Source organism: Chitinimonas sp. BJB300 (assembly GCF_002735695.1).
Classification (GTDB): domain Bacteria; phylum Pseudomonadota; class Gammaproteobacteria; order Burkholderiales; family Chitinimonadaceae; genus Chitinimonas.
In genome coordinates, this window is record NZ_PDZH01000096.1 from 1 (window position 1) to 15925 (window position 15925).

The following is a 15925-nucleotide window of genomic DNA, read 5'->3' on the forward strand; positions in this document are numbered from 1 at the left end:
ACGTGGAAGTGGTGGTTGCGTTGATTGCACCGATCGCCATGGAGCAGGGTCTGCGTTTTGCTATCCGTGAAGGTGGCCGTACTGTCGGTGCTGGCGTTGTTGCCAAGATCATCGAGTAATTAGTTTGACGGCCTTAGGCAAGTAATTGTATAAGGCAAAGTTACAGGCGAGTAGCTCAATTGGCAGAGCACCGGTCTCCAAAACCGGGGGTTGGGGGTTCGAGGCCCTCCTCGCCTGCCACAAAAGTGGTTTGGCTTTAATTTGATTAGATGGCCGTTTTCCGTCAGGAAAGCGGCTCTCTTTTATTTCTTGGGTATTGATCCGACGCATGGAAAATACAGATAAATTGAAGCTCGGGTTGGCTTTGCTGCTGGTTGCGGCAGGGGTTGCTGGCTTCTATTTGCTTCCGGTTGATCAAAAGGCACTACGTGTGTTGGCGGTGGTGGCGGGTGTACTGCTTGCGGCTACGGTGGTTTGGTTCTCTGCAACTGGGCGTACTTTTGTCGATTACGCCAGGGATTCCATCAAGGAGGCGGAAAAGGTCGTCTGGCCTGGCAAAAAAGAGGTGTGGCAGGTTACCGGTATGGTGTTCCTGTTTACCTTTGTGCTGGCTTTATTCATGTGGCTGGTCGATTCTGGCCTGACCTGGTTGTTCTATGATGTGCTGTTGAAGCGCGGCTGATCGACCTGTCGGAGATAAAAGATGGCAATGCGCTGGTATGTTGTTCACGCTTATTCGGGTTTTGAAAAGAGCGTGATGAAGGCTTTGAAGGAGCGGATTGATCGCTCTGAGATGCTGCATTTATTTGGTCAAATTTTAGTGCCGGTTGAAGAAGTCATGGAAATCCGTAATGGAACCAAGGCATTGACCGAAAGGAAATTCTTTCCTGGCTACGTGTTGGTCGAAATGGATATGACTGATGAAACTTGGCACTTGGTGAAGAATACCCCCAAAGTGACAGGCTTTATTGGTGGCTCTGGTATGCGTCCTACTCCTATTTCCGCTAAGGAAGTTGAAAGCATCATGGCTCAGATGCAAGAGGGTGTGGAAAAGCCTAAGCCCAAAGTGTTGTTTGATGTGGGGCAAGTCTTGCGTGTGACTGAAGGCCCGTTTGCTGACTTTAATGCGACGGTTGAAGAAGTTAATTACGACAAGAGCAAGCTCAAAGCATCGGTGTTGATTTTTGGCCGTGCAACACCGGTGGAATTAGATTTTTCGCAAGTCGAGAAAGTTTAATATTTTCGATTTGGTTTGAAGTGCCGGTGCGAGCCGGCTTTAGTAACTGGGGAGCGAACATTGTTCGCGTCAAATACCCGTTCTTAGGAGCACATCGTGGCTAAGAAAATTATTGGCTATATCAAGCTGCAAGTACCGGCAGGCAAGGCAAATCCTTCGCCGCCAATTGGTCCTGCATTGGGTCAACGCGGCCTGAATATCATGGAATTCTGCAAGGCGTTCAATGCCCAAACGCAGGGTGTTGAACCCGGCTTGCCGATTCCTGTGGTAATTACTGCTTTTGCGGACAAGTCTTTCACTTTTGTGATGAAGACTCCCCCGGCAACCATTCTGATTAAGAAGGCTGTTGGTATTACCAAGGGCAGCAGCAAGCCACATGCGGATAAGGTTGGTACTATTACTCGTGCTCAGCTGGAAGACATTGCCAAGACCAAAACATCGGATTTGACCGCAGCTGATTTGGATGCTGCTGTGCGTACCATCGCGGGCTCTGCTCGTTCGATGGGGCTGAATGTGGAGGGTGTGTAAATGGCTAAAATTTCTAAGCGTGTTGCGGCCTTGAAGGCCAAGATTGACCGCAATAAATTTTATGCCATCGACGAAGCATTGTCCTTGGTAAAGGATGGCGCTACCGCGAAGTTTAGCGAGTCAGTTGATGTTGCTATCAATCTGGGCGTTGATGCACGTAAGTCAGACCAAGTTGTGCGTGGTTCGGTTGTCTTGCCGAAAGGCACTGGCAAGACCGTACGCGTTGCTGTATTCGCTCAGGGTGCCAATGCTGAGGCAGCTAAAGCCGCGGGCGCTGATATTGTTGGCTTTGACGATCTGGCAGAGCAGATCAAAGGCGGCATGATGGATTTCGACGTGGTTATCGCCACGCCAGATGCAATGCGTATCGTTGGTCAGCTGGGTACCATTCTAGGTCCGCGTGGATTGATGCCTAATCCTAAGGTTGGCACCGTCACCCCGAACGCGGCGGAAGCTGTGAAGAATGCCAAGGCGGGTCAGGTTCAGTATCGCACTGACAAGAATGGGATTATCCATACTACTATTGGTCGCGCTGCATTTGATGCTGCTGATCTGAGAGCCAATCTGGCTGCTTTGATCGATGCTTTGCAAAAAGCCAAGCCAGCATCTTCGAAGGGCGTTTACTTCAAGAAGATCGCTGTCTCTAGCACTATGGGTGCCGGCGTGCGTGTAGACACCAGTTCGGTGTTGGGCGCTTGAGTTTTAAGGGCGCGACAGTTGTCGCGTCGACACGGACTTTGGGCTGCAGCCTCGCAAGAGTGACTGCAGATTATCAAAGACCGTAGGGGGTGGCGAATCGATTTGTTCGGTTGGTCGCCTTAATCGGCTAGGCGATACGGAGCGGTTTACTGCTCACGTCGCCCCGCCCTACGCAGATGGTGTACCCAGGAACAGGATTTGCTGTTGCCTTTCGAGGTGGCTTCACTACCTGATGATTGGTCGCCATTTCTTTTAGGCCCCGCTCCTTGGGAGTGGATATTCTAGGAGGGTAGACCTTGAGTCTTAATCTCGACGATAAAAAGGCTGTAGTGGCTGAAATCGCTGCGGAAGTGGCGAAAGCTCAGACCATTGTGGTGGCCGAGTATCGCGGTATCCAGGTCAGTGCTATGACCAAGCTGCGTGCAGAAGCGCGTAAGCAAGGCGTATATCTGCGTGTGTTGAAAAACACACTGGCTCGCCGTGCGGTGCAAGACACTGCTTTTACTGGCCTAAGTGAACACATGGTTGGTCCACTGGTATACGGTATTTCCACCGATCCAGTAGCTGCGGCCAAGGTGTTGGCTGATTTCGCCAAGCAAAACGATAAGATTGTAGTTAAAGCAGGTTCTTACGAAGGCAAAGTGTTGAACGCTGCCGAAGTGAGCCAGCTGGCTGCAATCCCGAGCCGTGAAGTGCTGCTCGCGATGTTGCTTGGTGTTATGCAAGCCCCTGTTTCCTCGTTTGCTCGTGGCCTTGCCGCCCTGTCCGCCAAAAAGTCCGAAGGCGTTCCGGTCGAAGAAGCTGCAGCAGTGGAAGCAGCGCCAGAAGCTGCTTAAGTCTGTTGTGTTAACACAGACAGCCTTTTCAAATAGACAGACTGTATTAATCAGGAGTAATTAAACATGGCTCTGACCAAAGAAGACATCCTCGAAGCCGTAGGCAACCTTACCGTTATGGAACTGAACGACTTAGTTAAGGCGTTCGAAGAGAAGTTTGGTGTTTCCGCTGCTGCTATGGCAGTTGCTGGCCCTGCAGCCGGCGCTGCTGCTGTTGTTGAAGAAAAGACCGACTTCGACGTAATCCTGACCGGTGCTGGCGCTAATAAGGTTGGCGTTATCAAGGTTGTGCGTGAGTTGACTGGCCTGGGCTTGAAAGAAGCCAAGGATCTGGTTGATGGCGCTCCGAAGGCCGTTAAGGAAGGCGCTCCCAAGGCTGATGCTGAAGCCATGGTGAAGAAGCTGATCGAAGCGGGTGCTACCGCTGAGATGAAGTAATCACCCTCGGGTGAAGCGAGATAGGCTGACGACCTTGTCGTCAGCCTTCTTGCGCTTGTAGTAAATCGTCGGCAAACCGCGCAGCCAAACCGGAAAGCCTGCTAACACGGGCCTTGCGGTTTGGTTTTAGCGCCCCACCTCGATCGGAGACTCTATGAGTTACTCGTTCACTGAGAAGAAACGCATTCGTAAGAGTTTTGCGAAGCGTGCGAACGTTCTCGACGTTCCCTATCTGCTCGCCACCCAAATCGACTCCTACACCGAGTTTTTGCAGCTTGGTGTGACGGTAGAAGATCGACGTACTATCGGCCTGCAGGCTGCCTTCTCATCGATTTTCCCGATCGTTAGCCATAATGGCTACGCTCGGCTCGACTTTGTCAGCTATCAGCTGGGTGAGCCACCATTTGATGTGGTGGAGTGTCAGCAGCGTGGCATCACGTTTGCTGCGCCTTTGCGTGCTCGGGTTCGCCTGACCATCTTTGATCGGGAGTCATCTAAGCCCGTCGTTAAAGAGGCGAAGGAGCAGGAGGTCTATATGGGCGAAATTCCGCTCATGACCGAGAATGGTTCCTTCGTAATCAACGGTACTGAACGTGTCATTGTCTCCCAGCTACATCGGTCGCCGGGTGTGTTTTTTGAGCACGATAAAGGTAAGACCCACAGTTCGGGCAAGCTTTTATTCTCTGCGCGCATTATTCCTTATCGCGGTTCTTGGCTCGATTTCGAGTTTGACCCAAAAGATCTGCTCTATTTCCGTATCGACCGTCGCCGCAAGATGCCGGTGACGATCTTGATGCGGGCCTTAGGCTACAACAATGAGCAGATTTTGGCAGAGTCGTACGAGTTTGATATTGCTCGACTTTCTCGCCAAGGTGTATTTATGGAATTGGTTGCCGAGCGCTTGCGTGGTGAAGTGGCCAAGTTCGACATCGTAGGTAGCGATGGCAAAGTGCTGGTGCAGAAAGACAAGCGCATCACGGCCAAGCATATTCGTGACCTACAGGTGGCTGGTGTCAAGGAGTTGGAAGTGCCGGCGGACTTGCTGGTTGGTCGGGTACTTGCGGCTAACGTAGTCAACCCTGGCACGGGCGAGATTGTTGCGAAGGCGAATGAGGAAGTCACTGAAGAGCTTCTGATTAAATTGGATGCTTCTGGCGTGAAAGATGTGAAGTTGCTCTACATCAATGACCTTGATCAGGGAGCCTACATATCCAACACAATGCGCTTGGACGAAACGCCGGATCGTCAAGCCGCGCGCGTAGCTATTTATCGCATGATGCGTCCTGGCGAGCCGCCGACAGAAGACTCAGTGGAAGCATTGTTCCAGGGGTTGTTCTTCTCGCCAGATCGTTACGATCTGTCGGCTGTTGGTCGTATGAAGTTCAACCGCCGTGCTTATCCTGATCGTTTGGATGACAAGGCACCAACTTGGCATAAGCGTTTCTACGAGCGTGTCGGTAAGCAAGGCATTACAGGCCCTGCTGTATTGAGCACCGACGATATTATGGCAGTGATAGGTATCTTGGTTGAGCTTCGCAACGGTCGTGGCGAAGTTGATGATATTGATCACTTGGGTAATCGCCGCGTTCGCTCTGTGGGTGAGTTGGCCGAGAACCAATTCCGTGCTGGTTTGGTCCGTGTTGAGCGTGCTGTCAAGGAGCGTCTCTCGCAGGCTGAGAGCGAAAACCTGATGCCGCATGATTTGATCAACGCGAAGCCGGTTTCTGCTGCGATCAAGGAATTCTTTGGTTCTTCGCAGCTGTCGCAATTTATGGATCAAACCAATCCATTGTCCGAGATCACGCACAAGCGTCGTGTTTCGGCCCTTGGACCTGGCGGTTTGACGCGTGAGCGCGCTGGTTTTGAAGTGCGTGACGTACACCCGACCCACTATGGACGTGTTTGCCCGATTGAAACGCCAGAAGGCCCGAACATCGGTTTGATCAATTCGCTGGCTATTTACGCACGGACCAATGAGTACGGTTTCCTTGAAACCCCGTACCGCAAGGTAGTGGACAGTAAGGTTACCAACGAGATCGAATACCTTTCTGCGATCGAAGAAGGTAAGTACGTCGTTGCCCAGGCCAATGCCAAGCTGGATGACAATGGCACGCTGATTGATGAATTGGTGACTTGCCGTGAACACGGTGAAACGATCGTGGCCCGCCCGGAGCGTGTGCAGTACATGGACGTGGCGCCGAGCCAGATTGTTTCTGTCGCTGCTTCGCTGATCCCCTTCCTGGAGCACGATGACGCAAACCGTGCCTTGATGGGCGCCAACATGCAACGTCAGGCTGTGCCTTGTGTTCGTGCGCAGAAGCCGCTTGTCGGTACCGGTATCGAGCGCACTTGTGCGGTGGACTCGGGTACGGCTGTGAAGGCGCTGCGGGGCGGTCGCGTTGATTATGTTGATGCGAACCGTGTGGTGATTCGCGTTAATGATAATGAAACAAGCGCTGGTGAAGTTGGGGTAGATATCTACAACCTGACTAAGTACACCCGTTCGAACCAGAACACTAATATCAACCAGCGCCCTATCGTTCGTGTCGGTGATGTGATTACCGCGCATGATGTGATTGCTGATGGTGCTTCGACCGATTTGGGTGAACTGGCTTTAGGCCAGAACCTGTTGGTTGCCTTTATGCCTTGGAACGGTTTCAACTACGAAGACTCGATCCTGATTTCGGAACGGGTGGTGGCGCAAGATCGCTACACCTCGATCCATATCGAGGAATTGAGCGTCGTTGCGCGTGATACCAAGTTGGGGCCTGAAGAAATCACGCGCGATATCTCCAATCTGTCCGAGCGTATGCTGGGGCGTTTGGATGAGGCGGGTATTGTTTATATCGGTGCTGAAGTAGAAGCCGGTGATGTGCTTGTCGGTAAGGTAACGCCTAAGGGCGAAACCCAGCTGACGCCAGAAGAAAAGCTGCTTCGCGCCATCTTCGGTGAGAAGGCGTCCGATGTTAAGGACACTTCACTGCGTGTGCCTTCTGGTATGAGCGGTACCGTGATCGATGTGCAGGTGTTTACCCGCGAAGGCATTGATAGAGATCGTCGTGCTCAGTCAATCATTGACGAAGAACTCAAGCGCTATCGCCTGGATCTTAATGATCAGCTACGGATTCTGGAAAACGATGCTTTCGAGCGTCTTGAGCGCTTGCTGATTGGTAAGAAGGTCAATGGCGGCCCGAAGCGCATCACCAAGGGTACCGAGCTAAGCAAGGAATATTTGGCTGACTTGTCTCGTCACGATTGGTTTGATATTCGCTTGTCTGATGAAGATGTCGCCAAGCAGCTGGAGCTGATGAAGGACAATCTGTCGCAGAAACGTGCTGAATTTGATCTGCGTTTTGAAGATAAGAAGCGCAAGCTGACTCAGGGTGATGAACTGCCGCCTGGTGTTCAGAAGATGGTCAAAGTGTACGTGGCTGTGAAGCGTCGCTTGCAGCCTGGTGACAAGATGGCTGGCCGTCATGGTAACAAGGGTGTGGTCTCGAAGATTCTGCCGATCGAAGATATGCCTCATATGGCCGACGGTACGCCGATGGACATTGTGCTGAACCCGCTGGGTGTGCCATCGCGGATGAACGTGGGCCAGATTCTTGAAGTTCACCTTGGTTGGGCTGCAAAGGGCTTGGGTCAGCGTATCGACCGCATGCTCAAGGACGAAAGCATCAAGGAAGCTAAGCGCGCCGGTGAGGTACGTAAGTTCTTGGAACAGATCTACAACACGCGTGGCAAACCGGAAGACCTGGGTTCCATGAGCGATCAGGAGATCTTGGAGCTGGCGAACAATCTGTGTGATGGCGTGCCGTTTGCCACACCGGTGTTTGATGGCGCTAAGGAAGCTGACTTGATGGCCATGCTGGAGTTGGCTTATCCAACTGAAGCTGAGCAGACCAAGCGTCTGGGTTTCAACGACACCAAGACTCAGTTGCAGCTGCATGATGGCCGCACTGGCGAGGCGTTTGAGCGTCGGGTGACTGTGGGTTACATGCACGTCTTGAAGCTGCATCACTTGGTGGATGACAAGATGCATGCGCGTTCAACAGGACCGTACTCCTTGGTCACTCAGCAGCCGCTTGGTGGTAAGGCGCAGTTCGGTGGTCAGCGCTTCGGTGAGATGGAAGTGTGGGCGCTGGAAGCCTATGGCGCGTCGTATACGCTGCAGGAAATGCTGACGGTGAAGTCCGATGATGTGAATGGCCGTACCAAGGTGTACGAGAACATCGTCAAGGGCGATCACAAGATTGATGCCGGCATGCCGGAATCCTTCAATGTGCTGGTGAAGGAAATCCGCTCGCTGGGTATCGATATCGATCTGGATCGTTACTAAGCCGCAGTTGCAACAACATGGGCGCGCGGGACGAGGCAGTGAGGCCGCGTCCCGCCAGGCGCCCCAAGAGCTGAAGGCAAATCTTTGCCCAGGTTTGCAGGGCCTCACGGGTCATACGAGGTAAAAAGACATGAAAGCTTTGCTCGACTTGTTCAAGCAGGTAACGCAGGAAGAAGAGTTCGATGCGATTCGCATTGGCCTGGCGTCGCCTGACAAGATCCGTTCGTGGTCGTACGGTGAAGTCAAAAAGCCGGAAACCATTAACTACCGCACCTTTAAGCCGGAGCGCGACGGTTTGTTCTGCGCCCGCATCTTCGGGCCGGTCAAGGATTACGAGTGCCTGTGTGGCAAGTACAAGCGTCTCAAGCATCGCGGTGTCATCTGCGAAAAGTGCGGTGTTGAAGTCACGCTCAGCAAAGTACGCCGCGAGCGTATGGGCCATATTGAGCTGGCATCGCCAGTAGCGCATATCTGGTTTCTGAAGTCGCTGCCTTCACGTTTGGGTATGGTTCTCGATATCACGTTGCGTGATATCGAGCGTGTGCTGTATTTCGAAGGCTTCATCGTTATTGAGCCGGGCATGACGCCGCTCAATCGTGGTCAGTTGCTGTCGGAAGACGACTATTTGGCCAAGGTGGAAGAGTATGGCGATGAATTTGTCGCGCTGATGGGTGCTGAAGCGGTGCGCGAACTATTGCGCACGCTTGATATCCACGCGGAAATGGACAATCTCCGCCATGAGCTTCAATCCACAGGGTCTGAAGCCAAGATCAAGAAGATTGCCAAGCGCCTAAAGGTCTTGGAAGCTTTCCACAAGTCGGGCATCAAGCCCGAGTGGATGATCATGGATGTGTTGCCGGTATTGCCGCCGGAATTGCGTCCGCTTGTGCCTTTGGATGGCGGTCGTTTCGCTACGTCTGATTTGAACGATCTGTATCGTCGCGTCATTAACCGGAATAACCGTCTGAAGCGTCTTCTGGAGCTGAAGGCGCCTGAAATCATCGTGCGTAACGAGAAGCGCATGCTGCAGGAAGCGGTTGATTCCCTGCTGGATAACGGCCGCCGCGGCAAGGCCATGACGGGTGCCAATAAGCGTCCGTTGAAGTCGTTGGCTGACATGATCAAGGGTAAGGGCGGTCGCTTCCGTCAGAACTTGCTGGGTAAGCGCGTCGACTACTCGGGCCGTTCGGTTATCGTGGTGGGCCCAACCCTCAAGTTGCATCAGTGCGGTTTGCCTAAGAAGATGGCGTTGGAATTGTTCAAGCCTTTCATCTTCCATAAGTTGGAAGTGTTGGGTTTGGCTACCACGATCAAGGCAGCCAAAAAGCTTGTTGAACAAGAAGTGCCGGAAGTTTGGGACATCTTGGAAGATGTAATCCGTGAACACCCGGTATTGCTGAATCGTGCGCCGACGCTGCACCGTCTGGGTATCCAGGCTTTCGAGCCGGTGCTGATTGAAGGTAAAGCCATCCAGCTGCATCCGCTGGTCTGTACTGCCTTCAACGCCGACTTTGACGGTGACCAGATGGCTGTTCACGTCCCACTGTCGCTGGAAGCGCAGATGGAAGCCCGCACGCTGATGCTGGCATCCAATAATGTGCTGTCACCCGCTCACGGTGAACCAATCATCGTGCCGTCGCAGGATATCGTGTTGGGTCTGTACTACATGACCCGTGAGCGTATCAACGGCAAGGGTGAGGGCCTGCGTTTTGCCGATCTGGAAGAGTTGATCCGTGCTTACGAGACTCGCCAGGCCGAACTGAACGCCAAGGTAAGTGTGCGCCTGAAGGATTGGTATCAGGACGATTCAGGCGAGTGGCAGTACAAGATGGTGCGCCGCGAAACTACCGTGGGCCGCGCTATTCTTTCCGAGATTCTGCCCAAGGGCTTGCCTTTTGAGAACGTCAACAAGGCGCTCAAGAAAAAGGAAATCTCGAAGCTGATCAATGCATCCTTCCGCCGTGTGGGCTTGCGTGAAACGGTTATCCTGGCTGATAGGCTGATGTACACCGGTTTCACTTACTCGACCCGTGCAGGCTTGTCGATCTGTGTGGACGACATGCTGGTGCCAGCTGAGAAGGTTACTTTGTTGGCAGATGCTGAGCGTGAAGTGAAGGAAATTGAGGCTCAGTACACCTCCGGTCTGGTGACTCAGGGTGAACGCTACAACAAGGTTGTGGACATCTGGGGTCGTTGTGGCGACCAGGTTGCCAAGCAGATGATGGCTCACCTCGGTAAAGAGAAGACCTTCGATCGCGAAGGCAAGGAAGTCGATCAGGAATCGTTTAACTCCATTTATATGATGGCGGACTCGGGTGCCCGGGGCTCTGTGGCCCAGATTCGCCAGTTGGCTGGTATGCGGGGTTTGATGGCGAAGCCAGATGGCTCAATTATCGAGACGCCGATCACCACCAATTTCCGCGAAGGTCTGACGGTTCTGCAGTACTTCATTTCCACGCACGGTGCACGTAAAGGTCTAGCGGATACGGCTTTGAAGACAGCTAACTCCGGTTACCTGACTCGTCGTCTTGTCGACGTGACCCAGGACTTGGTTGTGACCGAGCATGATTGCGGTACCAAGAACGGTGTCAACATGAAGGCGGTACTGCAAGGCGGCGATGTGATCGAGGCGTTGCGTGATCGTATCCTTGGCCGTGTGGCTGCTGTTGATGTGATTGATCCTGCGACGCAAGAAACAGTATTCGAAGCCGGAACCCTGCTGACTGAAGACATCGTTGATCAGATCGAAGCGCTTAGTATCGATGAAGTGAAGGTTCGTACCCCGCTGACCTGTGAAACGCGTTACGGCTTGTGCGGCCAGTGTTACGGTCGTGATTTGGGTCGTGGTCAACGTGTCAATGTGGGTGAAGCGGTGGGTGTGATCGCCGCCCAGTCGATCGGTGAGCCGGGCACGCAGCTGACAATGCGTACCTTCCACATCGGTGGTGCCGCGTCACGTGCTGCTTCGGCAAGCCAGGTTGAGACCAAGTCGAACGGTAAGATCGGCTTCGCGGGTACCATGCGTTACGTCACTAACACCAAGGGCGAGCAGATCGTCATTACCCGTTCGGGTGAAGTTGTCGTATTCGATGACAATGGCCGTGAGCGTGAGCGCCACAAGGTGCCATACGGTGCCACCTTGCGTGTCAACGATGGCGAAGCGATCAAGGCTGGTGCAGTATTGGCGACTTGGGATCCGCATACCCGTCCGATTATTACCGAATATGCCGGCCAAGTGCGTTTCGAGAATGTGGAAGACGGCGTTACCGTAGCTAAACAAATCGATGAAGTAACAGGTTTGTCAACGCTGGTGGCAATCGATCCAAAACGTAAGGCTGGTGCGACCAAGAGCGTACGCCCACAGATCAAGCTGTTGGATGAAAACGGCGTTGAAGTGAAGCTGGCCGGTTCTGATGCCGCCGTTAATATCACTTTCCAGGTTGGCGCCATCATTACTGTGAAGGATGGTCAGCAGGTGGGTGTCGGTGAGGTGCTAGCCCGTATTCCGCAAGAATCGGTCAAGACTCGCGATATTACCGGTGGTCTGCCACGTGTGGCTGAGTTGTTTGAAGCCCGTTCACCTAAGGATGCGGGCATGCTGGCTGAAGTAACCGGTACCTCGTCGTTCGGTAAGGATACGAAGGGCAAGCAACGTTTGATCATCACCGATCTCGATGGTACGCCGCACGAATACCTGATCCCGAAAGACAAGCATGTGCTGGTCCACGATGGCCAGGTAGTCAACCGCGGTGAAACGATTGTGGATGGTCCGGCGGATCCGCACGATATCCTTCGCTTACAAGGTATCGAAACGCTGGCTCGCTATATCACCGAAGAAGTACAGGAAGTGTATCGTCTGCAGGGCGTGAAGATTAATGACAAGCACATTGAAGTAATCGTGCGTCAGATGCTTCGCCGTGTAGTGATTTCCGATTCTGGTGATTCTGACTTCATCATGGGTGAACAAGTTGAACGTGCGGAAGTACTCGAAGCGAACGACAAGCTCGTGGCGGAGAACAAGCAGCCAGCTCAGTTTGACAATATCCTGTTGGGTATTACCAAGGCTTCGCTGTCGACCGACTCCTTTATTTCGGCCGCTTCGTTCCAGGAAACCACTCGCGTATTGACCGAAGCCGCCATTATGGGCAAGCGCGATGATTTGCGCGGTCTCAAGGAAAACGTGATTGTTGGTCGATTGATCCCTGCTGGTACCGGGTTGGCTTACCATAGCAACCGCCGCCGGCAACGGGCAGGTGATGGCCAGACAGCCAGCGCCTCGATTGAGGCCAATATTATCGAAGCAGCGGAAAAGGCACAGGAAGAAGCCTGATCCCAGTAGTTTCCCGGCAACGCGGTTGGTTGTCGGGTAAATCAGCAGCCCTTCCCTCGAATGATTGCCGCAGTGCGATAGGAGAGGGGAGGGTTTGTTGACATTAAGCGCTTGATTTACCTATAATCCGCGCTCTTTTTTAAGTGGGGGTGCGTCTCTATGTTGAATGTAGAGTGCGCCATTTTTTATTTTTGGGAAAAAGATAATGCCAACGATTAACCAACTCGTCCGTAAAGGGCGTGTGGCGGAAACGGCTAAGAGCAAGGTACCTGCGCTCGATGCTTGCCCGCAGAAGCGCGGTGTTTGTACTCGTGTTTACACCACTACTCCTAAGAAGCCGAACTCGGCTTTGCGGAAAGTAGCCAAAGTACGTCTGACCAACGGTTTCGAAGTTATTTCGTATATCGGTGGTGAGGGCCATAACCTGCAGGAGCACTCGGTCGTATTGATCCGCGGTGGTCGTGTAAAAGACTTGCCGGGGGTGCGTTACCACACTGTACGCGGTTCCCTCGACACTGCTGGTGTTAAGGATCGTAAACAAGCGCGTTCCAAGTACGGCGCGAAGCGTCCGAAGGCTTAATGCCTTGGGTTGGGTCGCGAGCCCTGTCTTGTTTGATCAAGATATTCGCGACGACGGCGAGCAGCCCGTTGGGCTCCGTCGAGTAAGTGATCATCTCCATTGAGTGATCGCGAGCGCCTGAAAGCGCTCAACTGAAAACTACTGAGGTTGAATAATGCCGCGTCGTAGAGAAGTACCGAAACGTGAAGTATTGCCGGATCCTAAATTCGGTAGCGAAGAGTTGTCCAAGTTCATGAACGTCGTTATGCAAGATGGCAAGAAGTCGGTTGCTGAGCGTATCGTTTACGGCGCTCTTGAAATCATCGAGAAGAAGTCCGGCAAATCCCCCCTCGAGGTGTTCTCCCAAGCCCTCGGTAATGTGAAGCCGGTCGTTGAGGTGAAGAGTCGTCGCGTTGGTGGCGCCAACTATCAGGTGCCGGTTGAAGTGCGTCAGACCCGTCGTATGGCTTTGGCTATGCGCTGGCTGCGCGAAGCCGCCCGCAAGCGCGGTGAAAAATCCATGGGTCAGCGTTTGGCTGGCGAACTGCTGGATGCGGCCGAAGGCCGTGGCGGCGCGATGAAGAAGCGTGACGAAGTGCACCGTATGGCTGAAGCCAACAAAGCCTTCGCCCACTATCGCTTCTAATTCACCCTTTTAAGCAAAGGTATTGGCTGTGGCTCGCATTACACCCATTGAACGCTACCGGAACATCGGTATTAGCGCGCACATCGACGCGGGTAAAACCACGACGACTGAGCGTATTCTTTTCTACACCGGTGTGAACCACAAGATCGGTGAAGTGCACGATGGCGCCGCCACCATGGACTGGATGGAGCAGGAGCAAGAGCGTGGCATCACGATCACGTCTGCTGCTACCACCACGTTCTGGAAAGGCATGGCAAACCAGTTCGAGCAGCACCGCATCAACATCATCGACACGCCGGGTCACGTCGACTTCACCATCGAGGTGGAGCGTTCGATGCGTGTGCTGGATGGGGCCTGCATGGTTTACTGCGCTGTGGGCGGTGTTCAGCCACAGTCGGAAACCGTTTGGCGTCAGGCAAATAAGTACAAGGTGCCGCGTCTTGCCTTCGTGAATAAGATGGACCGTCAAGGTGCCAACTTCTTCCGCGTTGTAGAGCAAATGCGTCTTCGCCTTCGTGCCAACCCGGTGCCTATCGCGATTCCTATCGGCGCTGAAGATGGTTTCACTGGTGTGGTCGATTTGTTGAAGAACAAAGCCATCCTGTGGGATGAGGCTTCGCAAGGCATGAAGTTCGACTATGTCGAAGTTCCGGCTGATCTGGTCTCTGTTGCAGCCGAGTGGCGCGAAAAGATGATTGAAGCTGCGGCTGAGTCATCGGAAGAGATGATGAACAAGTACCTGGAAACGGGCGAACTGACCGAAGACGAAATCGTCGCCGGTTTGCGTGCGCGTACCTTGGCTTGTGAAATCCAGCCGATGTTGTGCGGTACTGCCTTCAAGAATAAGGGTGTTCAGCTTATGTTGGATGCCGTTATTCAACTGCTGCCGTCACCTGTTGATGTGCGGCCGGTTGAAGGTTTGGACGACCGCGATCAGCCCGCTGCACGGCAAGCTTCGGATGAGGCTCCGTTCTCGGCATTGGCATTTAAGCTGATGAGCGATCCGTATGTTGGTCAGCTGACTTTCTTCCGCGTGTACTCCGGCGTGGTGAAGTCAGGTGATTCGGTTTACAACTCCGTGAAGAGTCGTAAAGAGCGTATGGGCCGTATCGTTCAGATGCACGCGAATGATCGCCAGGAAATTGACGAAGTCCGTGCTGGTGACATTGCTGCTGGCATTGGTCTGAAGGATGTGACTACGGGTGAAACTCTGTGTTCGCCTGACCATATCATCACCCTGGAACGCATGGTGTTCCCGGAGCCGGTGATTCACGTCGCTGTTGAGCCGAAGACGAAGGCCGACCAAGAGAAGATGGGCGTTGCCTTGAATCGCTTGGCTAAGGAAGATCCTTCATTCCGAGTGCGTACTGACGAGGAAACTGGTCAGACTATCATGTCGGGCATGGGGGAGTTGCACTTGGAAATCCTGGTGGACCGCATGAAGCGCGAATTCGGCGTGGAAGCGAATGTGGGTGCTCCGCAAGTCGCTTACCGTGAAACTATCACCAAGATTGCCACGGATATCGAAGGTAAGCATGCCAAGCAGTCTGGTGGTAAGGGTCAGTATGGCCATTGTGTGATCACGGTCGAGCCTTCGGGCGAAGGCAAAGGTTACCAGTTCCTGGATGAAATCAAGGGCGGTACGATTCCCCGTGAATTCATCCCATCGGTAGACAAGGGTATTCAAAACACCCTGAAGTCGGGTGTCTTGGCTGGATTCCCGGTGGTTGACGTCAAGGTTCGCCTGACATTTGGTTCTTACCATGATGTTGACTCGTCGCAAATCGCCTTTGAATTGGCTGGCTCGCTGGCTTTCAAGGAGGCTATGCGTCGTGCGGGTCCGGTGATTCTTGAGCCGATGATGGCTGTTGAGATCGAGACGCCGGAAGAGTACATGGGCGACATCATGGGTGACATCTCGTCACGCCGTGGGATGCTGCAGGGTATGGATGACAATCCTGCTGGCGGCAAGATGATTAAAGCTGAAGTGCCGCTGTCCGAGATGTTTGGGTATTCGACTACGCTGCGTTCAATGTCGCAAGGTCGCGCTACCTACTCGATGGAATTCAAGCATTACTCGGAAGCGCCGCGTAACGTTGCTGATGCGATCATCAATAAAAAGTAAACAGCTTCGCCAGGCTGCAGGTCTGGCGGGTTGTAACCTAATTCAGATCAAGGATTGAGAAATGGCAAAAGAGAAATTCGAGCGGACCAAGCCGCACGTAAACGTTGGTACGATCGGTCACGTTGACCACGGTAAGACCACGCTGACAGCTGCAATCACCACGATTCTGTCGAAGAAGTTCGGTGGCG

General features: G+C 53.2%; 12 protein-coding genes, 1 tRNA gene and 1 pseudogene. All 14 read left to right on the forward strand.

The genetic code is table 11. The annotated features are described in order from the left end of the window. Positions 1–119, forward strand: a pseudogene (locus CSQ89_RS15395) (hypothetical protein); the annotation flags it as partial. 45 nt (positions 120–164) lie between these two features. Next, positions 165–240, forward strand: a tRNA-Trp gene (locus tag CSQ89_RS15400). Positions 241–328: 88 nt separating this feature from the next. Then, positions 329–682: a preprotein translocase subunit SecE gene (gene secE / locus CSQ89_RS15405; protein ID WP_099407013.1), complete on the forward strand. Its 354-nt coding sequence runs from the start codon at positions 329–331 to the stop codon at positions 680–682. Positions 683–703: 21 nt separating this feature from the next. Then, positions 704–1237: a transcription termination/antitermination protein NusG gene (nusG, locus tag CSQ89_RS15410; protein ID WP_099407014.1), complete on the forward strand. Its 534-nt coding sequence runs from the start codon at positions 704–706 to the stop codon at positions 1235–1237. Between the two features lie 96 nt (positions 1238–1333). Further along, positions 1334–1765, forward strand: coding sequence for a 50S ribosomal protein L11 (gene rplK, locus CSQ89_RS15415; RefSeq protein ID WP_099407015.1), 432 nt, complete (start codon positions 1334–1336; stop codon positions 1763–1765). Then, positions 1766–2464 carry a 50S ribosomal protein L1 gene (gene rplA / locus CSQ89_RS15420; protein ID WP_099407016.1) on the forward strand — a complete coding sequence of 233 codons (699 nt, stop codon included), beginning with the start codon at positions 1766–1768 and terminating at the stop codon, positions 2462–2464. A gap of 296 nt (positions 2465–2760) precedes the next feature. Then, entirely contained in the window at positions 2761–3300 is a 540-nt protein-coding gene (gene rplJ / locus CSQ89_RS15425) for a 50S ribosomal protein L10 (protein WP_099407017.1), read from the forward strand. Positions 3301–3366: 66 nt separating this feature from the next. Beyond that, the gene (gene rplL, locus CSQ89_RS15430; protein ID WP_099407018.1) at positions 3367–3738 is read left to right on the forward strand and encodes a 50S ribosomal protein L7/L12; all 372 of its coding nucleotides are present in this window, start codon (positions 3367–3369) and stop codon (positions 3736–3738) included. Positions 3739–3892: 154 nt separating this feature from the next. After that, complete coding sequence (rpoB, locus tag CSQ89_RS15435; protein ID WP_099407019.1) at positions 3893–8077, forward strand: DNA-directed RNA polymerase subunit beta; 4185 nt, start codon at positions 3893–3895, stop codon at positions 8075–8077. Positions 8078–8207: 130 nt separating this feature from the next. Next, on the forward strand, positions 8208–12407 hold the full coding sequence (rpoC, locus tag CSQ89_RS15440; protein WP_099407020.1) for a DNA-directed RNA polymerase subunit beta': 4200 nt from the start codon (positions 8208–8210) through the stop codon (positions 12405–12407). A gap of 205 nt (positions 12408–12612) precedes the next feature. After that, positions 12613–12987 carry a 30S ribosomal protein S12 gene (gene rpsL / locus CSQ89_RS15445; protein WP_099407021.1) on the forward strand — a complete coding sequence of 125 codons (375 nt, stop codon included), beginning with the start codon at positions 12613–12615 and terminating at the stop codon, positions 12985–12987. 154 nt (positions 12988–13141) lie between these two features. Then, the gene (rpsG, locus tag CSQ89_RS15450; RefSeq protein ID WP_099407022.1) at positions 13142–13612 is read left to right on the forward strand and encodes a 30S ribosomal protein S7; all 471 of its coding nucleotides are present in this window, start codon (positions 13142–13144) and stop codon (positions 13610–13612) included. Between the two features lie 28 nt (positions 13613–13640). Beyond that, positions 13641–15737 carry an elongation factor G gene (fusA, locus tag CSQ89_RS15455; protein ID WP_099407023.1) on the forward strand — a complete coding sequence of 699 codons (2097 nt, stop codon included), beginning with the start codon at positions 13641–13643 and terminating at the stop codon, positions 15735–15737. Positions 15738–15798: 61 nt separating this feature from the next. Then, the coding region (locus CSQ89_RS15460; protein WP_233203199.1) for a GTP-binding protein at positions 15799–15925 on the forward strand (127 nt) is incomplete at its 3' end.